A 22,242-nucleotide genomic window follows, 5' to 3' on the forward strand; every position below is an offset into this window, starting at 1 on the left:
ATCCGCAATCCCGTAAAAAGATTCACCTTAACACGGTCTATGCAGAAAATACCTCTTCAGGAGTTAAAACGTAAAATAAGAACCAGCCAAGATCCTGATGAGATCATTACCTATATCAGCTATAACATTACTTCCTATACGCCTACTGAAAACTCCATGCTACTATGCGAGTTGCTGGAATACCAGGATATATTCATAGAAGCTGCCGAATTACTGATTGCCAATGGTGGCGCAGATATCCATTACAAAAAGGAAGACATGATTCCCATTGTATTTTGTGCAGTGGGCGCCAACAAACCTATTGCCGTGGAATACGCGCTGGCGAAAGGCGCCAGTCTACAGGTCGACAATCCGGATTATCTGTTTGCGGTAGCGTATCTCTTCCGGCAACACCGGTTGAATACCATTGCTGATGTACTAATGATTCTCATTCAACATAATATCCATTTTAATTTTGAGTTGGAAAGTAAGGAGACACCGTTACTCCTTGCGGTAAGGTATAATCCCAACCCGGATATTGTGCATTTCCTGCTATCTGAAAAAGTAGATAAACATGTATATGATGAAGATGGTTTTACCGCCATTCATTATTCTCCTTTTGCAAAAGCGCCTCATCTGTACAAATACCTGGTGAGCACTGTGGAGGATGTATTGCTTACCACGCAATATGCCACTACCATGGAACCTGTGCCTAACTGCATTATCAAAGTAGAGGCCGACACCACCTTTGAAGAATTCATTTATATATCGCTGAATGCATTCTTACACAACCGCCATCTGATGTTAGAAGAAATCTTCGAAAAATACTATTACCGGCTACATATGGTAGCGGAGCATATTGCGCAAATATGGGAAAAAAGCGGATCGGGATTATAAAAGAATCTATTTGGAAAATCGCGGGGAATTAGTATTTTGAGAGTACAACCAAGCATCCTAACCTTAAAAGAACCGAATATGTTAATGACCCTGACTACACTGTGCCTGCTGTTTTTCGTCGCACATGTATTACTTTTATTTACTGCATTTGGTAAAAATGGTATGAAAAAGACACAGTATCTCTGGTCTCACATTACTTTGTGGATTGCCGGAGGCTTTGCCTGCCTGCTTACCATTCTGTTTGCCGGCAAACAGGTATCCCCTGTAGTGGATTTATTTGATACGCCGATGAAATCAATACTGCTGGTAGTACTGGCGTTTGTATTGTCGCTGATTGCGCACACAGTTGTTCGCAAATTAGTGCTGCCGAGGTATGCAAAATAATTAATACTGCAGCGCTCCTCCACGGATGGGCGCTGTTGTTTTATTCCTCCTCAAAATTGAATAGTGATAGTTGTGGCGATGGCCCTTCTTTGCCCAGTGGCACTGTCGTCTCCCCAAAATTCGATAAAGTTATTCCTAACAACCGGATAGGCTGTTCCCCAGGAGATGTTCCTGCCAGCAAGTGTTTGGCAGTATCTAATATCGTTTGATAATCATTGATGGGATAAGGAAAGGACTGGTTCCTTGTAATCTGACGGAAATCGCTGTACTTTATTTTTAAGGTCACTGTCCGCCCTTTTAGCTGGTGTCTCTCCAAACGTTTCGTTACTGTTTCTGCAATCTTTGCCAACTCTGCATGCATCTCCGCAATGTCTGTCAAATCATGCGGGAACGTATCTTCCGCGCCGGCAGATTTGGTTTCGCGATGCGGCTGTACAGCCCTGTCATCTATCCCGCGAACAATACGATAATAAAAAGAACCTACCTTCCCGAAATATTGTATCAGCTGTTGTTCCGTGAGCTTCTTCAAATCAGCGCCTGTAAACAGTCCCATTTTCTTCATCTTCTCTGCTGTCACTCTGCCTACGCCATGGAATTTCTCTACTGGCAACTGCTCCATAAACCCTTCTATGGCGGATGGTCCTATGAAGGTCAGTCCATCCGGTTTCTGCAGATCGGACGCCACTTTGGCCACAAACTTACTCGTAGATACTCCGGCAGATGCAGTCAGATGAAGTTCATCCCGTATTGCCTGCTTGATCTGCTGCGCTATCTCAATGGCAGAACCAATTCCCAGCTTGTCTTCCGTAACATCCAGGTAGGCTTCATCCAATGATAAAGGCTCAATCAGATCGGTATAACGGGAGAAAATTTCACGAATCTTTCGGCTCACATCTTTATACACATCAAAACGAGGACGCACAAAAATCAAATGCGGACACATTTGCAGGGCACGTTTGCTGGGCATAGCAGAGCGAACCCCAAACTTCCTCGCTTCATAGCTCGCCGTAGCCACTACGCCTCCTCTCCCTTCAGGACTTCCGCCCACAGCAATCGCCTTCCCTCTGTACAACGGGTTGTCCCGCTGCTCTACAGAGGCATAAAAAGCATCCATATCAATATGAATGATCTTTCTGCGAACGATTGGATTACTATTCTCCATGAATACAAGGCTACAAAGATACGCAGAATTCATGCGGGCGGGCGCCTGCGGCGCTGGTTTTTTCTCGCAGAGCAGCAAGGCAGCAAAGCAGCAATGATTACGTTTTGTCGTTTTTTCTCGCAAAGGGCGCAAAGGGGCAAAGGATTATGTTTTGTTGCTTAAAAAAAGCCCGCAAAGGACTAAACTACTAACTCACCTTATTTATATAATTTCTCCAATAAAGAGCAAGTACCCAAAAGGGCCTTTGCGGGCTTAACATACAACAAAACATAATCTTTTGCTGCTTTGCCTCTTTGCGCCCTTTGCGAGAAACAACCAGCAAACACAATCTTTTGCTACTTTGCTGCTTTGCCCCTTTGCTGCTCTGCGTGAAAAAAATCCGCGCGAAAAAAAAGGCCGTCTCTCACGAGACAGCCCCTTTCCTATTTGCTTGCCACAAAATTATTTTATTGGTCTGATTGTAAAGCTGTAACGCTGCTTTGCAAACGGAATACGATATTGCTCCAGCGGCTGCGAGCCCCAGCTATCAATACCCTGTACGCCCGATTGCAACAGATCCACATGCATATAGATGCGGTCCTTTGCTACCAGTTCGCCACTGTGATACTGCTTTTTATCTGCTTCTGGGTCCAGGTCATCCAGACTATAAGGCAATGCCGAGAAACAGAATACTGTATTCGATTCTATGCGGATACCTTTTCCTTTTTTGTTGGTCATTGTAACCCAGCGGACATCTGATTTGTTACCGGATTCCTGCGGACGCGCATATGGGAAATATTGTCCCGCTACATCGCCATTGTACAAGCCTATGAGGGAAGCCGTTTTCCTGTCCCAGTAGTTTTCCCATGGGCCGCGGCCATACCAGCTGATCTGATCATATTGCTTAGCGAGTTGCAGATCCGTACCATAACGCAGCAACATTTTATGATCGCCTTTCAAGCCATCAAAGCTGTTGTTTACATTCACTGTTCCATCTGGGTAGATTTTGAAGGTCTGCTCAGATACGGCATCCCCGTTCAGTAAAGAAGCTTTAAAGGTTACTACTACAACTGATCCATTCTCTACCTCATTGGTGGCAGTGATAATGGCCTTTTCATAAGCATCTCTCCAGTTGCGGAGGGAATGGTTATAATTAGCGCCGATATCATTATCTGTTGGAGCGCGCCAGAAAGCCGGCTGAGGACCATTTTGAATAACTGCGTCTCCGTTTAAGATGTAGGATACCAGTATCCCTTTCTTCATATCAAAATTCAGCTCAAAATTACCGCCTTTCACCTGAAGGTTATCTCCGGTTTTCTGCATGCCCAATTTACCTGCAGTCGTTTCTGGCACAGCATTGCGTACAGGCTGATTCCAGGCGAATTGCTCTGCCGCCATTTCATAACCGGCAGGCAGGAAAGGCTCCTCCTGTTTCAGCGTATAACGCACATTCAGGAAGTATTCTTTACTGTCAGCGATTTTTGTTTTAGAGGTAATATCAAATGTCAACGAATCCTGCGGTGCGATCTTCAGATCACGGATAGTGCCGCGTTCTACTATTTTACCATCTTCCGCTAATTCCCAGTTCAACTGATAATTGGAGAGATCACGGAAGAAGTAACCGTTACGTACAATAATTCGTTTATCCTTTACCGTAGTTTTAATGTGTTGATATACTTTCTTCACTTCAATCGCCATTGGCGTCAGACCGCGATGCGCAGTCACCACGCCTTTCACACAGAAGTTATTATCACTGAAGGTTTCGTTTACAGGGCCGCTCAGCGGGAAGTCGCCGCCATACGCCAGTATACGCTTACCATTTTTCACGGTGTCAATTCCCTGATCAATCCATTCCCAAATGAATCCGCCCTGGAGGTAAGGATTATTCTCTATGGCCGACCAATATTCCTGGAAGTTACCTAAGCTGTTACCCATGATATGCGCATATTCGCTCATAATCATCGGACGGTCGGGATTATGCTGCGAGTAGCGGATCAGTCCATTTGGACTAGGATATTGCGGTACAATGATATCGGTGTTATAATCGTGTTCGGCACGCTCATATTGCACCGGACGAGTATCATGGGCTTTCAGGTAATCATATGCTTCATAGAAGTTACATCCGTTACCAGCCTCATTTCCCAATGACCAGGTAATAACGGCAGGATGGTTTTTATCCCGTTCATACATCCTGTAAACACGCTCCAGGTGAGGCATACGCCATTGCTTATCATTCGCCAGCGTATAGCCAAGATCGTAGTAACGACCATGCGATTCAATATTAGCCTCATCAATTACATATAGGCCATACTCATCGCAAAGCTGCATCCAGTATGGGTCCGGAGGATAGTGTGAATGACGTACTGCGTTTACGTTCAGTTTTTTCATCATCTCCATATCCTTGCGCATGTCATCATGGGTAAGGGTATGTCCTTGTGTGGCATTGTGTTCATGCCTGTTGACACCCTTCAGGAAAACACGTTTGCCGTTTACGAGGAAGTTGCGGTCTTTCAGCTCAATAGAACGGAAGCCTACCCGCTGAGGGATTACTTCGATGATGTTTCCTGTCTTATCTTTCAGCGTAATGTAGAGGGTGTAGAGATATGGTGTCTCTGCCGACCAGGTTTTCACCTGCGGAATCTCTTTACTGAAAGCTACATTCGATTTATAATTACCCAGCACACGCTGTATGCCGGTAGTTTCATCTTTGTAAACGGATTTTCCGGCAGCATCCACCAGATCAATACTCACGGCAAATGTATCTGGCTTACTGTGATTGGTACGCTGATCAATACGGTAATTGCTGACTTCCAGATCCAGTTTGAATAAACCATTGGTATAGCTTGGGTCCAGCGAAGAAGAAACTTTGAAATCTCTTACATCCAGTTTAGGCGTAGAATAGAGATATACTTCTCTTTCTATTCCGGAAATACGCCACATATCCTGACATTCGAGGTAAGAGCCATCGCTCCAACGATATACCTGCAGCGCCACCAGATTCTCTCCCGGTTGTAAATATTTTGTGATATCAAATTCGGCCGACAGCTTGCTGTCTTCACTATATCCCACTTTCTTACCGTTAATCCAGATATAGAAAGCGGATTTCACAGCGCCCAGGTGAATAAATACCTGCCGACCTTTCCAATTCTCTGGCAGGAGAAATTTACGGCGATAAGAACCCACCGGGTTATTATCTTCCGGAATATCAAACGGAGGATTCAAGGCAGCGCCCTTCTTGGCGTGTCCGGTGAATTCATATGGATGATTGACATAAATAGGAAGGCCATAGCCATTCACTTCCCAGTTGGCAGGCACCTTAAACGTATCCCATCCACTGTCGTTATAATCAGGTAGATAGAAGTCTGTAGGGCGTTTGCGCGGATCTTGTACCCAGTTGAATTTCCAGGGACCATTCAGGGAAATAAACCAGGCTGATTTTTCCTTTGCACCCTGTTGTGCCAGGGGTTGGCTCTCAAAAGCAAACGAAGATGCGCGCATCGGCATCCTGTTTACGGACACGACTTCCGGCGTTTGTAATTCGGAAGGCAGTTGTTGTGCCTTACCTGCCATAGCGAGCGCCATGCAGGTGGCCATCATTAATTTTCCTTTCATTGTTCCAGATAAAATTTACAGCGTCTGTTGCTACAGCTTCGGTTCCTTCAGCACGGGTGCTAAGAAAAGATTTATTTATGAAAGATGTCAAAAAATGTGATGAGCGTAGAAAATACACTTCTACATGTAAAGTTTCTTAAAAAGGTAAGCCCGCCAGCTATTATGCCAGCGGGACTTACCACCTTACACTTCAATATTCAAGCTTTAGAATGAGGCCAGGCTTTAGGCTTTAGGAAAAAGCGGGTCCGGAACAGGGGCCAACCGTCCTTTGTTATTAGAAACCCGCCTTCCCCTGAAAAATAAATACAGGTTAAAAAAGACCATTACACCCAGGTAAATAAAGAATCCGCCGATCTTAGCGCTGAGTTTTTCCAGCAATTCCTGCTGACTTCCAATCGTCGCGATCTGCATGATCCAGAAGGCAAAACCCAGGTTCAGCAAGTAAAAGCCCGTTTCAAATAATTTATTGGTAGATAGCGCAATGTCGCTTTTGCCATGGAAGATATCCATCATAAACACTTTACTGTTTTTGAACAGGGTGTAGGCTACTCTCCAGGTGACTAATATCACCACTGGCAGGTAAATCAGGTAGGCAATGTAGTTGAAGGTGGTGTGCATATAGTTGTAATTTTATAGGTGGAGATGAAAGTTTTTCTTTCCTAAGAAATAAATCACCAGCATGTTGAAACAGTGTATAATGCCCAGTGTCAGCATGATAAAACCCGTCATCCGCGATACGCTGTCTATCACTTCCTTCCAGCTGTGCAAGGGCGCCCAGGTACTAATCATCATGGTGGCATATCCTATATTCAACAAGTAATATCCAATCAGTAAGATCCTGTTGATCGCATCTGTACTCGCCACATCTCCATGCATGGCATGTAGGATAAACACTCTTCCGTTGCGGTAGAACAACCATCCTACCTGTACAGTAATCACCCAGGTGATCAGCAGATATATGATGTAGGCCAGGAGATTCATGGTGTTGCTGTTTGATGAAACAAAGCTATACAACATTTCCGAATTTTCAAAACATTCTGAAAGTTTAGTAACTACAAATCACACGAAAGATATCAAGAAGGCTGGTAAATGATTGTGGAACAAAAAAGCCCCCGGAAGAAATTATCCGGGGGCTGGTTTCAGGATACTGAAACGAAGATTTACTTATTGAATACTTTATCCAGGGAGTAGGAGTTGCTGTTAATATATTGCAGCAGTATAGCGAAGAAAGCGGCATGTACCAGTTGGCCGGTGATATAGTCCCAGCTTTCGATAAGGGCACTTCCAAAAATCAGCGTAGCCATTACGATTCCCCCTGCAATGAGAGCGATCCTGGTGCCTAATCCTACCAATAAAAGCAGACCGATGATAAATTCCGCAATAGGAAGCACATAGCTGAAAGGCAGTACCAGCGCATGCGGAAGCATGGATTTCTCAAATGATTGCACCATCCAGGCACTAAATCCGTTCAGCTTGGGAAGGCGTACGAGTCCATGCCCGAGCATACTGGCGGCGATGGCAAATCGTAAAAGCAAATAAACAGTGGTATTCATGTCAGTTGTTTTTGATGACACAAAGATGAATCCCCTGCTTCGCTTCAAAATGGTATAATCAGGCTAATTTCCTGTATAATTTTGCGGTACTACCACCAACGTTTATTGGCGGGATACTCACGGATGGAGGTCATGTTGTTGACTATCACTGCGATCAGCAGCATGATAGCCACTCCGCTGCCTACCGGGCTCAGTATATACCAGTAACCCAGTTTTCGTATAGCCGGCGATCCGGCAATGGCCAGCAATGCTGTAGCGCCACCGGGAGGATGCACTGTTTTCGTCATTTGCATGACAATAAGTGCCAGGGCGACAGCCAGCGCACAGGCCAGCCATTCCCATTCCGGCCAGGGAATGAGAAACCTTATCGTAACGCCCACTATGGCGCTAAGGATATGTCCTCCTACCAGGTTGCGGGGCTGTGCCAGCGGACTTTGCGTATGACCATAAATTAGAACGGCAGAAGCGCCGAAAGATCCAATGAGAAAGAGATTATCTTTTACGGGCAGATAAAAATGACTAAGCAATCCTACTACAGCAATACCGGTAAATGCGCCAATAAATGACCAGATAATATTTTGTTTGTCTATTAAGGTTTCGCGGTACATGACATACCGGGCTACACGAATACCTCGTTTAATCCTGTGTTTCATAATAATCGTGGCGCAAAAATAGTACTTGCTACCATGATTTGAAAGGATCTATTTTCCAGTATCCATCTGCCGGATGATATTATTTACTTCTGTTTCAGTAGCACGCAGCTTTTGCTGGCAGAAACTAATGAGGAGGGCTGCCCGTTTTACTTTCTCCGCCAACAGATCTACGGAAACGGTTTCCATCTCTATTTCCTCTGCTATTTCCTGTAGCTCCCGATAAGCATTTTCATATGTCAGTGCTTCACTCATCTTTATTGATTTTAGATTGTACAATAGCCCGAAGGTCTGCATCCTGCATGCGGATGGTGATATCCTCGCCGGGAGTAGCATCTGCTGCCCGCTTTAACAGCCCATCTCCGTTATATATCAGTGCAAAGCCTCTTCGAATAATACTTTCAGGGTCCAACATACGGAACAGTAATTGTTGCTGTTGCAATTTACTTTCTTCATGTTGTAGAATCGCTCTGGGCCTGGATGCTAGTCCCCCTGCAAAATACTGCATTTGTTGTTTCTGATCCTGTATCACCTGCTGGGCGCCGGCAGCTATGCTATGTCGCGCATGCAACAGCTCTTCTTTATTCCTTTCCAGAATGGATCTTACATTATGCGCAATACTATTCTGTAATATATTGAGAGCTTTATTATCTGCTGCAATCAGCTGTTGGCTGCGAATTAGGATCTGTTGCTGCATTTGCAGGATCTGATCTTCATATTGCCGGTTATGGGCAATGATAAACTCGGCTGCTTTTGTTGGCGTTTTTGTAGCGGTATGTGCCATCATATCGGCGACGGTCTCATTTTTCTGATGTCCTATGCCTGTTATCACAGGGATGGGAAACCGCGCTACTACTCTACCTAGCTGATAACTATCAAATAACAGAAAGTCCGTTTGCGCGCCGCCGCCCCGGATAATCACTACGGCATCATAGGTTTTAGCGGCGCTGAAAACCTCCACCATTCGCTGTTGTACCAACTCTGCATTGGCTTCTCCCTGCACCACAGTGAAGTACGTGTCTAACGTAAATGTATATCCGAAACTATTATTGACAAGCGTATGATGGAAGTCCTGGTACCCCGCGCTGTTACCGGAGGTGACCACTGCGATCTGCTGAATAACCGCCGATAAAGGCAGTTCCTGATTGCGGGTGATATATCGTTCTCCTTCCATCCGGATGGCATCCGGGTTTTCCTGGAGTAAACGCTGTAATACTTGCTGCTTCTGCTGTTCCAGCTGCCCGATAGTGTAATTGATATCTACATCCAGCACATTCACCTGCAGTCCATGTACCTGATGATAGGAAACGGACACCAATACCAACACATGGATATTATTACGGAACTGTTGGCCGGTTATCAGCTCAAAAGCCCGTATTTGCTGGGCTCCACTCCCCCAGGCCACTGCGGATACGCGTGCAATAATGCCTGCGCCCTGCTCCTCTTTTTCTACCAGGTCGAAATAATGTACTCCCTTTTGCCCATACCAGGCATAGCTGGTCACATCTGCCTTTACCCAGTAGGTTTGCCCTGCGAATGCTTGTTGCAGGGTTTTCCTGATACTGGTAGTCAGGTCAGAAAGACGGATGGCTTGGTGAATACTCATAATACGAAGATAGCGCTTACTGGTAATCTGTAATACCCAGTTGGGCGAAGAATTCCTCTTCCGGGATTTCCTTTACTGCACCGGATTTCAGGTCTCCCAGTTCCAGCGATTCAATAGAGGTACGGATCAGGCGCTGGCAGCGGTGATGGATAGCTCCCAGCATTTTACGCACCTGGTGGTATTTCCCTTCTGTTAGCGTGAGTTCCAGCCAGGTATGCGGATTGTTGTTATAATCGCCCGGTCGTTGTTCCAGTCCTTCCGGCTGCGGCACGATCCTTACTTCACAGGGTCTGGTAGTATACACTTCATGTACGCCTACCGGTAAATCAACGCCATCGCGGAGCCGCTGTACCTCTTCTTCTGTGACATAATACTTGGCTTTCACTACATAGGTCCGTTTATGCGGAATGGCGCTTTCAAACAGCAGTTTGGTGACTTTCTTGTTCGTGGTGAGGATTAACAACCCTTCTGATTCATTGTCCAGTCGACCAATGGCATGCGTTCCTTCCGGAAAATCGAAGTCCAGATCCCCAAGCAGGCGCACGTTATGAGGACTGATAAACTGGGAAACCATGTTATAAGGCTTGTGTATAATGAAGTACCGATGACCACTGTTGTTCATAATAGGCGCAAATGTAAAGAATTGGGCGCTGAAAAGCCTACCTTTGTCGCAGAGAATCAATAATATGGACGGACAATACAGAAAAGATGTTTTCCCTGGCCTGGAAGTGGCCATCATCCTGAAGAAAGATCAACGCAGCGGAAAAAAGACCTACGGCATCGTAAAGGATCTGCTGACTTCTGCTGCCTATCACTCCCGTGGTATTAAAGTGCGCCTGGAAGATGGCCAGATAGGGCGCGTGGTAGAGATTATAGGATAATTGTCATTACATTTGCCCATACCCAACTTACTAACTCAACAGCTTACTAAAACGAAATGGATCAGTCTTTATTTCACTGGGCAGGAAATCTCAGGTTCTTAAGGAAAAGGAAAAACTTAACGCAGCAACAGTTATCAGATGCCACCGGTATCAAGAAAGGACGACTGGCAGCACAGGAAAGCGGGAAAACAAAGAATCCTCGCATGGAAGATCAGGTACGGATTTCTACCTATTTCAATATTACCATCGATCATCTGATTAAAACATCTCTCTCCGATCTTACTGCCGAGCAACTGTACGAAATGGAAACCACGTCTTCCCTGGATATAACGGGCAGGCATATACGTGTGCTTCCTATTACTGTGAATACGGACAATGAGGAGAATATGGAGTTTGTTCCGGTGAAAGCCCAGGCCGGCTATCGCCGCGGTTTCAATGATCCTGAATTTATTGCTAATCTGCCTAAATTCACGTTACCAGGACTTCCACGCGAAAAAACCATTCGTATGTTTCCGGTGAGCGGTGACAGTATGTTACCTATTCCCGATGGCAGTCACGTTATTGCGCAATATGTGGACGACTGGAGTCTGATTAAACAGGATATGCCATGTGTTGTGATTTTGAAAGAGGAAGATGATATTCTCTTCAAGATGGTGGACAACACTATGAAACACGACGGTACACTGCGTCTGCACTCCCTTAATCCGGCGTTTAAGCCTTTCCGGGTGAATGCGAACGAAGTGTTGGAAATCTGGAAATTTATCGGCTATGTGAGCCGTGAAATGCCTGCTATTGCCAGCTAATCAGCGATTGACCAATACCAGCTGTCCCAGGTGGTAAGATATATGCGTCAATCTCGACAGCAAGACATTATACCGGTTACGGTGCGGCTCTTTTTCGAATTCTTCCTGTGTAACCATGGTATGTTTTTGCAGCCATGCAGCAGGCGGCAACGTGCGGAAATGCTGTAATACCGTAGCATTTACATCCTTCCAACAAGCTCTCAGTTTGGCGGGAGCAGGCAGTTCTTTCTCCGGATCATCCGGATGGGTGATGAAATAGGCATCCAGTTCCGGATACATGCGTTCTCCCAGCCCCAGTAATGGCAACAGCATATCATGTACTGCCGTTATATGTCCGAGGATGTAAATAACGCGGTTCCGCTGAGGCGCTACCTGCAAATACAATTCTTCATCTGTGAAGCTGTCGAAAGTCATGGTCATCCGTTTTACCTGGCTTTCCCAATTGAACAGGGTTAGATCGAGGAATGCTGTAGTTTCCATAGTTAGTAAGTTCTGATCCATTGGAGTACATAGGCCGCATCTTCTTCCCAGGTAGGCTGTCCCAATACAAAATGATTGCGGCCGGGAGCCTCCCTGAATTGCGTCACATACCCGTTTTGTCTATATTTTTTGTAGTTAGAAAATACCAAAGAAGCTGGTGTGACACGATCTTCACTGCCTGCCATCAGCAGTAGTGGCACATGTGGCCGGGAGAAATCAATCCTGGCCATACTACCGGACCCATCTCTTAAAATCCGCAATGATTCTGGTACTGCATATTTTTCGTAGGTCCATAACTGTTCACTTTCTTCCATCCCGTTAGTAATAGTACGTTGCCATTCGGGGAAGGTCATGAGATAAGGATTCTGGGGAGACATGTAGTACTCCAGTGGCCTGTATCTCGCATTCAGTAGCATTGATTTCAGCGTATACACACCGGGAGGCGGTGTGGGGTGAATGGCGATGCCAGCGGCGCCCACATTTTTCTGCAATAATAGTTGTGTTACAAGCCCTCCTATGGAATGTCCCATGATTACTGGTATCTCAGGCAATACGCTGGCGATATCGCTGTAATACTGTACCAGATCCTGGAGTTGGAGCGAAGCGATCAGATGATCCGGATGACGCCTCCTCAGATCCACTGCGGGCGCAGTTTTATGAGGCCATGGCGGCGCTACCACTTTGTAACCGTGGTTTTCGAAATACTGTTTCCAGTTATCCCACATGGCAGCACAAACGAAAGCGCCGTGTATCATCAGGATGGTGCGGGTATTCACTTCTCGCATACAATCAATTTTAGATTGGTATTGTATGCTTCAAAGTTCAATTACTACCAGCAACCTAAAAATGATAATAGGCAAAAAAGCAGGTTGACATTTATCAAGCTATGCGTTGATTTTTATCAAGGGGGAGATGTCAGTCGCCACGTAGGAAAGCCTGTTTTCTAATACGGCTAAGGGTTTCAGGGGATATACCCAGATAGGAGGCGATCATATTTTGTGGAAAGCGCTGGATGAATGCGGGTTGAGATTTCATCATTTCCAGGTACCTTTCTTCTGCAGTGAGGGTAATAGCGGCGTGTATGCGTTTCTGTGAGGCCACCGCATGTCGTTTATCCATTTCGGCAGTGAGGATGCGCATAGCAGGAATTTCGCTGCGCAGGCGCCACCAATCTTCATATCCGATCTGAATTAGTTCTGTATCTTCCCAGGCATCTATATTATACCTGGAAGGCGATCCCAGTTCAAAACTTTCTCTGTCGGACATCCACCAGTTTTCAATACCAAACTGCACCGTATGCTCCCCTCCTTTATCATCCACAGAATACTGGCGCATCGCGCCTTTCGTAATGAGGGAAAGATGCCTGCAGACGTCTCCTTCCTGAAGAAGATATTGGCGTTTGCGCAATTTCTTTGGACGAAATGCCTGTTGCAGCAGGTCTTTTTCCTGTGAAGAGACGGGATGTTCAGTGTAGTTGCGAATGTAATCAATAAATTTATCCATAAAGGGGGCCGATCATGACAATAACCTAAGATAAGCAATATTTTAAGGCCAATTGCGAAAGACGGGACAACATCTATTTAAACCACCCCAAAGGGGTAGTAAGTCAGCGGTTTCCAGGGCCCCTTCAGGTAACGCCAGGTATGTAACCCCAACGCCTGTACGGTAAATGGGGTAAATGATTCCATCAGGGACTCATATAACAAGGCAGCCTTATGTGCAGTAACTTTATTCTGAATGGTAATATGTGGATGTAATGGCTGCTTATCCTGCCTGATCAGCCAGGGTTCCCAGCGTTGCTGCATATCAGTATGCATGGCTGTCAGTTCCGTGGATTGCAGGGTATACGCTACTCCCTGCCCGAAGTGAAACAGGCCGGTTACCTGTAGCTCCATAGGGGTGCGCATCGCAAAGTTTTGCAAATCAATATCAATAACAGGAATCGTATCGGGGAGTTTATAGAATAATGTGAGATGCGCATCCAGGTAATTGGCATGCGCCGGAAAATGAGCAGCGCGCAATGCGTTGAAATATTGTTGTGCAGCCGCGTCTAATTGTAAAGTTATAATCATATTCCACTGCAATATAAATTTAATGGCTTGTTATTTATATTTGCAGCAAAGGTATAACCCCGTGATTGAAGAAACAGATATACGAACAGGCAACCTGGTGGCATATTACGACCGTAATATGCAAGAAACGATCTTCACTGTGGAAGGCGTATGGCAGGGCTATATCTATAATACAGGTCTTCCGCTCAGCAAAATTCCCTGTCAGAAAGCGAACCCAATTACACTGGATATTAACTGGCTGGAGAGTTTCGGTTTCATAGCCGGCGATCCTGCCCATAATGAAGATCCTGCTATCTATTCTTTGAAGTATAACAGACTAAACAGTATCCATATATGCGTCAGAAATGAGTGCTTTCAGCCGATGGCAGAAAGCCCTTCAGGAATGATTCCATATGGCCGTCCACTGGTCCATGTACATCAGCTACAGAACTTTTTCCATGCCCTCACCCGCGAGGATTTATAATGTCTTATTTGCCCCTCTTTTTGTCTGATTTCACCTCCTTACTGCAATAAAATTGCAGTTATCTTTGTGTTGTAATTATCCACCATAAAAACAAAATCATATGGCAAGCGTAAATCCTTATCTGAACTACAAGGGCAATTGTGAAGAGGCATTCAACCACTATAAAAAAGTATTCGGCGGCGAATTTGCCTTCCTCTCCCGCTTCAGTGAAATGCCTCCTGACCATCCCTGCGATCCAGATGAGAAAGATAAAATTATGCACGTATCTCTGCCAATCGGCAATACCATCCTGATGGGTAGCGACATTCCAAAGAAATTTGATAACACTACTTTCGGCAATAACTTCGCAGTAACAGTAGCGCCGGAAACGAAAGAGGAAGCTACCCAAATCTTCAATGGACTCGCAGAAGGTGGCAATGTAACTATGCCACTCGGGCCTACTTTCTGGGCAGAAGCATTCGGTATGCTGGTCGATAAATTCGGTGTCAGCTGGATGGTGAATTTACCGATGAAACAATAACTACTAATAGTATTGGTAATAAAAAAGTCTGCACTATCGATGAAGTGCAGACTTTTTTATTTCATGCGGTCAGCGATTAGCCCCCATGTTTGGGCTGAAACGTATCGCGATTTTTCTCCAACTCGCCAATAAAGGGTATCGAATTTAGGATAGAAGTTTTTATCGCATTCTGGAAATATAATTCAAGCTGTATGAATTTAGCAGCACTCTTCCCGCCTAATATCTTCGAGAATTTCTTAAAGTACCGCTGATAGAACCTATCATACTCCACATCATTTGCCAGCGTTCTCTTTGCCAGAGAAGTAGCTGATTCATCATCCATTGTGGCATACAGGCGGGTGTAATCCTGTAGAATATCCAACCGCTCTCTGCTCAGCGACTTCCGGTTATCTTCATACTGATCATACAACGACCAGAAAGGATCATTCGTATTGTTTCTAAAATCCATGTATTCCGCCACAATCGCTCTCTTCTCTTTACCGAAAATACGGTGAATCGTTTTCAGATCATCATCACTAACCTGCGCATATACCGTATGTACCAGGCATATCAGCAACAGGGGTAAAATATATCTCATATCAAGGATTTTGCAGGGTCAGATTTTGTAGGAATTTAACACGCATTCTTTACAATTGTTTAAATCACGCTTTTCAAAAAATAATTTACAGCGGCGTAGGGGTACCAGGGATGGGTTCGTGTCAATCTCTAAATCTACAACGTTAGACATGATTAAGAAACTCCCTTTGTTGCTTTTATTAGGCGCTGCCAATCAGGCTGTAGCTCAGCTGGGCGCCACTTCTCTCAACGGACCAGGCATTGGTATCAGTGCAGATTATTTGCCAGCTTCACATTATATCCGACCAGAAGACAGTGTAAAAACGTCATCTACTACCAGTCAGCGCCGTTATAACTTCGGCGCCGCCTTTATGCTGGCCAGCCGAATTGATACGGCTACCGGCAAAATGCGCTCCTGGAGCATGGGCGTAACCGGCAGCTATACCACGCTCGACAATAAAGACTATACTAAAACTATATTTCCAAAAGAATTACTGGAAACGACTATCGCATTGAAATATATGCGTAGCATGCGTAACAGATGGAGTATGATGGCCATAGCAGCCGCTTCGCTGGGTACAGATATGGAAGAAATTACCAGCAAAGACATCTTCTTACAAGGTGGCGTAATCTTCATCAAACAACATAACCGTCATTTTGCTTATGGCCTCGGAGGTGTGCTCACCAACGCTTTCGGTACTCCGATGATCATGCCTGCTTTCTTCTGCCAATGGAAAACTGACGGCAAGTTTAGCATAGATGTTAACTTCCCGGAAAAAATATCCGTGTCTACCAACCTCAATAAATACACGGATTTAGCACTCGCTATTCGTATGCGGGGATCTGCTTATGATGTTACCAACTCACCGAACGACAAACGCCTGATGGGTTATTCTGAAATCACAGCAGGACTGGAAAACACCTGGCATCTGGGAAAGCATGCTGATTTTGTAATCGCCGGTGGTAGTACATTGGCGGCAGGCGTTACGTTCTCTGATAAAAAATTATCAGATATCTTCAGTGAAAAACCTAATCACCGACTGGCTACCAATTACTATCTCAGTACTGGTCTCAGATGGAATTTTACGGCAAGAAAATAACCGCTATTCATAGCGCAACGCCTCTATAGGATCAAGTCTGCTGGCCTTTAATGCCGGATAGTATCCAAAGAAAACGCCGGTAAGCGCACAAACCATAAAGGATAGAATTATAGAACTGCGGGATACTAAAGTCGGCCATCCTAACGTCAAAGTGATGATAGTAGACGCTGAAACACCCAGGATGACGCCAATTACGCCGCCTGTAATGCTGATAATAATGGCTTCTACGAGGAATTGCAGCAGGATATCGATGCCTCTTGCACCGATGGACATGCGCAAACCTATTTCCCTCGTACGTTCTGTAACAGAAACGTACATGATATTCATAATACCGATACCTCCGATGATGAGGGAGATCCCGGCTATGGCTGTCAGTAATATAGTGAGTAAACTGGTGGTGGAACTGAGTGTTTTAATCAGTTCTGCCATCGTTCTCACAGTGAAGTTATTATCATCTCCCTGGCGTAGGCGATGCGTTTCCCGTAAGATACTTGTCACCTGATCTACGGCAGCATCAGATTGTTCTTCGCTAACAGCGGAAGCAATGATATTCTGGAGATAAATCGTGGCCAACATACGTTTCTGAATAGTAGTATACGGCGCCACAATAATATCATCCTGATCCTGACCGAAGGAGCTCACTCCTTTGGGAACAAGGGTACCAATCACCTGTAGCGGAATGGTATTAAAACGAATAACTTTTCCGATAGGACTTTCTCCACTGGGGAACAAATTATCTACCACTGTTTTTCCCAGCAGGCAAACTTTCGCGGCAGAGGCCACATCTGATTCAGAATAGGCGATACCATCTGCCACACTCAGTTTTCGTATATCGAAGTAGTCTGTATTTCCGCCCTGCAACGTGGTCGGCCAGTTGAACGGGCCAAAAATGGCCTGTCCTTTTATGGAAGACACAGGCGATACCGCGGTGAGTAGTGTCGCCTGTTTTTGTAAAGCAATAACATCCGGTAAGGTGAGGGTTTGAATGGTGGAAGCGTCCATTCTTGCGCCACCTGCCACATTACTACTGGGTAGAATGGTCACCATATTGGAACCCATATTACCGAGTTGTGTCTGAATACTTTCCTTGGAGCCCTGCCCTATGGCCACCATGGCTATCACGGCGGCCACGCCGATGATAATCCCGAGCATGGTCAGGAAGGCGCGCAGTTTATTGCGTTGAAGCGCCAGCAGCGCCAGTCGTATCAGGTTGAATATACTCATGTTTCATGCATTAATAGTCATCCGCCGCTGGTAAAGAAGCAAGGGCATCTTTAGCAGAACGGACGTTTTCGTTGATGGCATCCCGTTGTACTTTTCCATCGCGGAGCATGATAGTGCGATTACTGAAAGCCGCGATATCAGGTTCATGTGTCACGAAGACGATGGTTTTTCCTTGTTGATTCAGCTCCTGCATCAAAGCCATGATTTCATAGGATGTGCGGGTATCGAGGTTACCCGTAGCCTCGTCTGCCAAAATCATCACCGGTTCATTCACCAATGCACGAGCGATCGCCACTCTTTGTTGTTGACCTCCGGAAAGCTGGCTGGGCGTATGATCCAGCCTATCGCTCAGTCGCACTGCCTCCAGAGCGCGTATCGCTTTTTCCCGGCGTTGATGTGTGGTGATGTTCTTATTATAAAACAAGGGCAGTTCCACATTTTCCAATGCCGATGTGCGTGGCAGCAGGTTGTATGCCTGGAAAACAAAACCAATTTTAAGGTTGCGTACTTTTGCCAACTCATTGCGGGTGAGTTTTCCTACGTTGGTGCCATCCAGCAGATAATCGCCGGCGGTGGGCCTGTCCAGGCATCCCAGCAAATTCAGCAGGGTTGTTTTCCCACTACCGCTGCTGCCCATGATGGTTACAAATTCGCCGGCGTTGACTGTAAAGGAAACTCCTTTCAGCGCCCGCACCGTTTCTGTTCCCATATGAAACTCCCGGCGAATGTTATCTATTTCAAGAATTTTTTTACTCATCGTCTTCGTCCGAATTTAGGGAGGAAAGGACTGTTTGCGCCGCCTTGTGCCGTTGAGGTCACGCCGCCTGTACCATCCATACCCGTTATCACATTATCATCCATGGAAAGTCCCTGTAGAACCTCCACGTGCGTATTGTCGTTTAGGCCTGTCCGTATGCGCAACTGTTGCAATGTAGTACCCCGCAGCACCCATACATAACTGACGTCCCCTTCTTTCATCTTATGATCGGAATGGATTACGTTGGTATCTTTCGGAGCGGCCTTATATTTTTTTACCGCAGGAATCACTTTGTAGTTTTTGGCCAATGCAGCGGAATCAGGGCGGAATTTCAATGCCCTTACTGGTATCAGTAATGCACTGTCTTTTTCAGCGGTGTAAATGGTAACATTAGCGGTCATGCCGGGTTTCAGCTTCATATTTTCATTGGCCGCATTGATGATGGTATTGTAGGTAACCACATTGGATGATACGGTGGGCTGTAACCTTATCTCCTGTACTTTTCCTGAAAACACATCATTGAGATAGGCATCTACTGTGAAGGTAACGCGCTGACTATCCCGTACATTTCCGATATCCGCTTCATCTACGCTGGTCTGGACCTGCATTTTGGTAATATCCTTCGCGATTACAAACAGTGTGGGCGTACTGAAACTGGCCGCCACTGTCTGTCCTATACTTACATTTCTGTTGAGTACCACACCATCGATAGGAGAAATAATATTGGTGAGTGCGAGATTTTTCTGGGAAGACGCCAGCTGCGCAACATTGGCTGCTACATTCGCTTTTGCCGAATTAAGCATATATAACGCATTATCATAATCAGCCCGGCTAATTGCGCCTACTCTGAATAACTGTGCCTGTCGGTCGAAGTTGGCCTGATTATATACCTGCTGGCTCTTTGCCATGTCCAGTTGTCCTTTATTCTGATCCACTGCAGCGATGAACAGTACCTGATCCAGCTGTGCGAGCATCTGTCCTTTCTTAACCTGGGAGTTAAAGTCCACATACAAATACTTCAGCGTGCCTGAAACCTGCGTACCTACAGCCACCGTATCTACCGGCTCAATAGTACCTGTTGCCGTTACAGTGGTGGCGATATGTCCAATTTGCGGATGATCCGTGACAAAAGTGACCGGAGGGGTCGTACTTCTGAAAAAGAAATACCAGATCAGCAGTAGCAATGCCAGGATGATAGCAACTGTAATTATCGGTCGTTTATATTTTCCCATAGCTTCATGCGTTTATAATTTCACAGGGACTCCCCTGTAGAAGTCATATATTCTTATATTCAGGGCAGCGGTGTATTTCGCCTGTATATAAGACTGTAATGCCTGTATATAAAGGTTCTTTTGTTGAAGGAAGGCCACGATGTTGGTCGATCCGATTTTTAGCTCTTCAGAAGAAATACGATATGCTTCCTGGGTATATTTAAATTGTTCTGCGGCGGCGTCATACTGACTTTGGGCATTCAATACGCCGATGTAGGCTTGTTCTACTTCCTGCGACAGCGTAGTTTTTGTATTCAGCAGATTAAGTTCTGATTGCTGTACCTCCAGTTTCGCCAGCTCTACATTTGTTTTATTTACTCTTCTTGTAAAGATGGGGATGGACAGGGTAACGCCCAGTTGTTGGTAGAAATTATTATCCAACTGTTTGAAATACCCGATACCTGTACCTGTTAAATAACTGCTGGCGAGGGTTCCTCCTGCGGTGAGTACCGGCAGATAACCAGTGCGTGCTTTTGCCAGATCCAGTTTTGAAACATCGACACTCATATCGCTGCTTTTCACTTCCGGTCTGGTGTCCAGGGCTTCTTTCTGCGCAACTTCTACGGGTGTAAGGAGTCCTGCTGCCAGTAGCGTATCGGGAGACACGATATCAAATGGCTTGCCGGTAGGTAGTAGCAGGATTTGCTTCAGGTTTAGTATATTCTGACGTTGTGTATTCTGTGCCGTTACCAGAAGGTATCTATCATTCGCCAGTTGCGCCTGTAATTCTATTAGTCCTACTAATGCGAGCGAGCCTACATCATACTGTTGTTGTGCCTGTATTACCTGTGCCTGGCCTGTGGATACCAGATCTTTCATATAGACAATATTTTCCTTTGCCAGGAGAATATTCAGGTAGGCTTGTGTAATGGTAAGGACTATATTATTGGCCTGCTGATCCACATTTAATCCGGCAACATTGACGAGGAGTTTCTTTTGCTGGATATCTTTATTCAGGTAGCCACCATTATATAAGGTGACAGAAGAATTGACGGAATAGCTTCCGGCGGCCGGCGTCGTATAGGCGTTAGTGATATCTTTCTCCCCGGTGACATTCTGTGAGAGCGAAGCCGTCAGATTGGGAAGTTTAGCAGCCTTCGACAAGCTTAAATTTTGTTCTGAGCTGAGTTTGGTGAGGCGAAGCGTATTCAGCTGAATATTATACTTCATGGCATAATCCAGGCATTGCTGCAAATCCCAGACAACGGGAGTAATGGAGTCCTGTGGCAGGACGGCATTCTGGGCAACAACAGCAACAGGGAGTTGCACTATGAGGTAAACAATTGCCGCCTTTAACAGCGGATGTCGAATATATTCGTTCCAGTTAGACAGTATCATAACCTATCTTTATTAGGATATACATCAGGGTTAGTCAATCAACGCCAAACATCAGGCCGGGAATCTGCTTTTAACATTAAATAACAATGCTCCCGGTTGTTACAAAAAGATAACAACAGAACCTCATTATAGTTGACTGTCGGGAATTTTGTTGTACTGCCGGAAGCCATTATTTTTGCCGCCATTATGGACCTTTCAATCACTGGCGCTGGCCTGATCCTGCCACTAACACTGATTATCATAGCTGCCGCCGTGGCAGCGGTGCTGAAATCCAAGCTCACCCCTGCTGCCGGAGTAACAGGCGTACTGCTGTCTGTTTGCATTTTGCTGGGCGTAGGCTGGCAGGGATTACTTTATCTCGCTATGTTCTTTGGGTTGGCCACCTGGGCTACCCGTCATAAAAAGCAGGTGAAGGCAGCCATTAGTGGCACGGAACCACATACTGAGCGAAGAAAGGCCACCCAGGTACTGGCCAATGGCGGAGTAGCAGGACTGTTAGGATTAGCTGCAATATTATATCCAGCAGCTCCAATTCATTACCTGGTACTGATAGCTGCCAGTTTTTCCTCTGCCACAGCGGATACGCTTTCGTCAGAACTGGGGACCGTGTATGGCAAGCGCTTTTATAATGTGCTCAGTTTTAAGGAAGATCAAAAGGGACTGGATGGCGTTATTAGCCTGGAAGGCACATTGATTGGAGCGGCAGGCGCAGCAATGATTGCTTTCGTATATGCGTTACTGCAAGGTTTCTCCGGAGCAGTAGTGGTGATCTGGCTGGCTGGCGTGCTGGGAAACCTGACAGATTCTTTGCTGGGGGCGGCATTTGAGCGCAAGCACCAGCTAGGCAACGACATGGTTAACTTTTTAAATACGGCCTTTGCAGCACTGATAGCCTGGGCCTCTCTCCAAATTATATAAAAAAAGATGACCGCCCAGGCAGGCGGTCATCTCCCTAT

The 22,242-nt window shown here is 45.7% G+C and carries 26 protein-coding genes; 8 read left to right on the forward strand and 18 right to left on the reverse strand.

Annotation, left to right across the window (positions count from 1 at the left end; translation table 11 throughout):
- Nucleotides 1-39 precede the first annotated feature (39 nt).
- Entirely contained in the window at nt 40-876 is an 837-nt protein-coding gene (locus tag CLV59_RS22015) for an ankyrin repeat domain-containing protein (protein WP_111594250.1), read from the forward strand.
- Nucleotides 877-1,038: 162 nt separating this feature from the next.
- Entirely contained in the window at nt 1,039-1,260 is a 222-nt protein-coding gene (locus CLV59_RS22020) for a hypothetical protein (RefSeq protein ID WP_146616275.1), read from the forward strand.
- A gap of 40 nt (nt 1,261-1,300) precedes the next feature.
- Here the strand turns inward: CLV59_RS22020 and dinB are convergent, their stop codons facing one another.
- From dinB to CLV59_RS22065, 9 genes are all read right to left on the reverse strand, one after another.
- Nucleotides 1,301-2,554, reverse strand: a complete 1,254-nt coding sequence (dinB, locus tag CLV59_RS22025) for a DNA polymerase IV (RefSeq protein WP_245950925.1) — start codon at nt 2,552-2,554, stop codon at nt 1,301-1,303.
- Nucleotides 2,555-2,863: 309 nt separating this feature from the next.
- Nucleotides 2,864-6,013, reverse strand: coding sequence for a glycoside hydrolase family 2 TIM barrel-domain containing protein (locus CLV59_RS22030; protein WP_245950926.1), 3,150 nt, complete (start codon nt 6,011-6,013; stop codon nt 2,864-2,866).
- A 222-nt stretch (nt 6,014-6,235) separates the two neighbouring features.
- Complete coding sequence (locus CLV59_RS22035) at nt 6,236-6,631, reverse strand: hypothetical protein (protein WP_111594252.1); 396 nt, start codon at nt 6,629-6,631, stop codon at nt 6,236-6,238.
- A gap of 12 nt (nt 6,632-6,643) precedes the next feature.
- On the reverse strand, nt 6,644-6,994 hold the full coding sequence (locus CLV59_RS22040; RefSeq protein ID WP_111594253.1) for a hypothetical protein: 351 nt from the start codon (nt 6,992-6,994) through the stop codon (nt 6,644-6,646).
- 179 nt (nt 6,995-7,173) lie between these two features.
- The gene (locus tag CLV59_RS22045; protein ID WP_111594254.1) at nt 7,174-7,566 is read right to left on the reverse strand and encodes a DoxX family membrane protein; all 393 of its coding nucleotides are present in this window, start codon (nt 7,564-7,566) and stop codon (nt 7,174-7,176) included.
- Between the two features lie 89 nt (nt 7,567-7,655).
- Nucleotides 7,656-8,219, reverse strand: a complete 564-nt coding sequence (locus CLV59_RS22050) for an HPP family protein (RefSeq protein ID WP_111594255.1) — start codon at nt 8,217-8,219, stop codon at nt 7,656-7,658.
- Nucleotides 8,220-8,267: 48 nt separating this feature from the next.
- Nucleotides 8,268-8,471, reverse strand: coding sequence for an exodeoxyribonuclease VII small subunit (xseB, locus tag CLV59_RS22055; protein ID WP_111594256.1), 204 nt, complete (start codon nt 8,469-8,471; stop codon nt 8,268-8,270).
- Complete coding sequence (gene xseA / locus CLV59_RS22060; RefSeq protein ID WP_111594257.1) at nt 8,464-9,822, reverse strand: exodeoxyribonuclease VII large subunit; 1,359 nt, start codon at nt 9,820-9,822, stop codon at nt 8,464-8,466. Before xseA ends, xseB begins: the two co-directional genes overlap by 8 nt.
- Before the next feature lie 16 nt (nt 9,823-9,838).
- Nucleotides 9,839-10,444: a pseudouridine synthase gene (locus CLV59_RS22065; protein ID WP_111594527.1), complete on the reverse strand. Its 606-nt coding sequence runs from the start codon at nt 10,442-10,444 to the stop codon at nt 9,839-9,841.
- A 43-nt stretch (nt 10,445-10,487) separates the two neighbouring features.
- Here CLV59_RS22065 and CLV59_RS22070 point away from each other — a divergent pair, with 43 nt between their 5' ends.
- Together CLV59_RS22070 and CLV59_RS22075 are read left to right on the forward strand one after the other, a co-directional pair.
- Nucleotides 10,488-10,703, forward strand: coding sequence for a YwbE family protein (locus CLV59_RS22070; protein ID WP_317048650.1), 216 nt, complete (start codon nt 10,488-10,490; stop codon nt 10,701-10,703).
- A gap of 56 nt (nt 10,704-10,759) precedes the next feature.
- Entirely contained in the window at nt 10,760-11,506 is a 747-nt protein-coding gene (locus CLV59_RS22075) for an XRE family transcriptional regulator (protein WP_111594259.1), read from the forward strand.
- Here the strand turns inward: CLV59_RS22075 and CLV59_RS22080 are convergent, their stop codons facing one another.
- The 4 genes from CLV59_RS22080 to CLV59_RS22095 all read right to left on the reverse strand — a co-directional run bounded on the left by CLV59_RS22080 (nt 11,507) and on the right by CLV59_RS22095 (nt 14,058).
- Nucleotides 11,507-11,986 carry a DinB family protein gene (locus tag CLV59_RS22080; protein WP_170137872.1) on the reverse strand — a complete coding sequence of 160 codons (480 nt, stop codon included), beginning with the start codon at nt 11,984-11,986 and terminating at the stop codon, nt 11,507-11,509.
- A gap of 2 nt (nt 11,987-11,988) precedes the next feature.
- On the reverse strand, nt 11,989-12,771 hold the full coding sequence (locus CLV59_RS22085) for an alpha/beta hydrolase (protein WP_111594261.1): 783 nt from the start codon (nt 12,769-12,771) through the stop codon (nt 11,989-11,991).
- 130 nt (nt 12,772-12,901) lie between these two features.
- A complete protein-coding gene (locus tag CLV59_RS22090; protein WP_111594262.1) occupies nt 12,902-13,489 on the reverse strand; it encodes a Crp/Fnr family transcriptional regulator in 588 nt (195 codons plus the stop codon).
- Between the two features lie 77 nt (nt 13,490-13,566).
- Nucleotides 13,567-14,058 carry a 2'-5' RNA ligase family protein gene (locus CLV59_RS22095; RefSeq protein ID WP_111594263.1) on the reverse strand — a complete coding sequence of 164 codons (492 nt, stop codon included), beginning with the start codon at nt 14,056-14,058 and terminating at the stop codon, nt 13,567-13,569.
- A gap of 22 nt (nt 14,059-14,080) precedes the next feature.
- Between CLV59_RS22095 and CLV59_RS22100 the strand changes: the two genes are divergently transcribed.
- Both CLV59_RS22100 and CLV59_RS22105 read left to right on the forward strand, forming a co-directional pair.
- Nucleotides 14,081-14,521, forward strand: a complete 441-nt coding sequence (locus CLV59_RS22100) for a hypothetical protein (protein ID WP_111594264.1) — start codon at nt 14,081-14,083, stop codon at nt 14,519-14,521.
- A 100-nt stretch (nt 14,522-14,621) separates the two neighbouring features.
- Nucleotides 14,622-15,041, forward strand: coding sequence for a VOC family protein (locus tag CLV59_RS22105; RefSeq protein ID WP_111594265.1), 420 nt, complete (start codon nt 14,622-14,624; stop codon nt 15,039-15,041).
- Between the two features lie 76 nt (nt 15,042-15,117).
- Here the strand turns inward: CLV59_RS22105 and CLV59_RS22110 are convergent, their stop codons facing one another.
- The gene (locus CLV59_RS22110) at nt 15,118-15,618 is read right to left on the reverse strand and encodes a hypothetical protein (protein ID WP_111594266.1); all 501 of its coding nucleotides are present in this window, start codon (nt 15,616-15,618) and stop codon (nt 15,118-15,120) included.
- Nucleotides 15,619-15,766: 148 nt separating this feature from the next.
- Here CLV59_RS22110 and CLV59_RS22115 point away from each other — a divergent pair, with 148 nt between their 5' ends.
- A complete protein-coding gene (locus CLV59_RS22115; protein WP_111594267.1) occupies nt 15,767-16,696 on the forward strand; it encodes a DUF6268 family outer membrane beta-barrel protein in 930 nt (309 codons plus the stop codon).
- Between the two features lie 3 nt (nt 16,697-16,699).
- Here CLV59_RS22115 and CLV59_RS22120 read toward each other — a convergent pair whose 3' ends face one another.
- From CLV59_RS22120 to CLV59_RS22135, 4 genes are read right to left on the reverse strand one after another with little or no spacing between them, the layout of a single operon-like run.
- The gene (locus CLV59_RS22120) at nt 16,700-17,920 is read right to left on the reverse strand and encodes an ABC transporter permease (protein WP_111594268.1); all 1,221 of its coding nucleotides are present in this window, start codon (nt 17,918-17,920) and stop codon (nt 16,700-16,702) included.
- 10 nt (nt 17,921-17,930) lie between these two features.
- Nucleotides 17,931-18,677 carry an ABC transporter ATP-binding protein gene (locus CLV59_RS22125; protein WP_111594269.1) on the reverse strand — a complete coding sequence of 249 codons (747 nt, stop codon included), beginning with the start codon at nt 18,675-18,677 and terminating at the stop codon, nt 17,931-17,933.
- Entirely contained in the window at nt 18,674-19,909 is a 1,236-nt protein-coding gene (locus CLV59_RS22130) for an efflux RND transporter periplasmic adaptor subunit (protein WP_111594270.1), read from the reverse strand. Before CLV59_RS22130 ends, CLV59_RS22125 begins: the two co-directional genes overlap by 4 nt.
- Nucleotides 19,910-19,921: 12 nt before the next feature.
- Nucleotides 19,922-21,286 (reverse strand): TolC family protein, encoded by a 1,365-nt coding sequence (locus CLV59_RS22135; protein ID WP_111594271.1) that lies wholly within the window; start codon nt 21,284-21,286, stop codon nt 19,922-19,924.
- 186 nt (nt 21,287-21,472) lie between these two features.
- Here CLV59_RS22135 and CLV59_RS22140 point away from each other — a divergent pair, with 186 nt between their 5' ends.
- Nucleotides 21,473-22,204 carry a DUF92 domain-containing protein gene (locus CLV59_RS22140; protein WP_245950927.1) on the forward strand — a complete coding sequence of 244 codons (732 nt, stop codon included), beginning with the start codon at nt 21,473-21,475 and terminating at the stop codon, nt 22,202-22,204.
- The last annotated feature ends 38 nt before the right edge of the window (nt 22,205-22,242 follow it).

The sequence above is a fragment of the Chitinophaga dinghuensis genome, from assembly GCF_003259435.1.
In the GTDB taxonomy this organism is placed as follows: Bacteria; Bacteroidota; Bacteroidia; order Chitinophagales; family Chitinophagaceae; genus Chitinophaga; species Chitinophaga dinghuensis.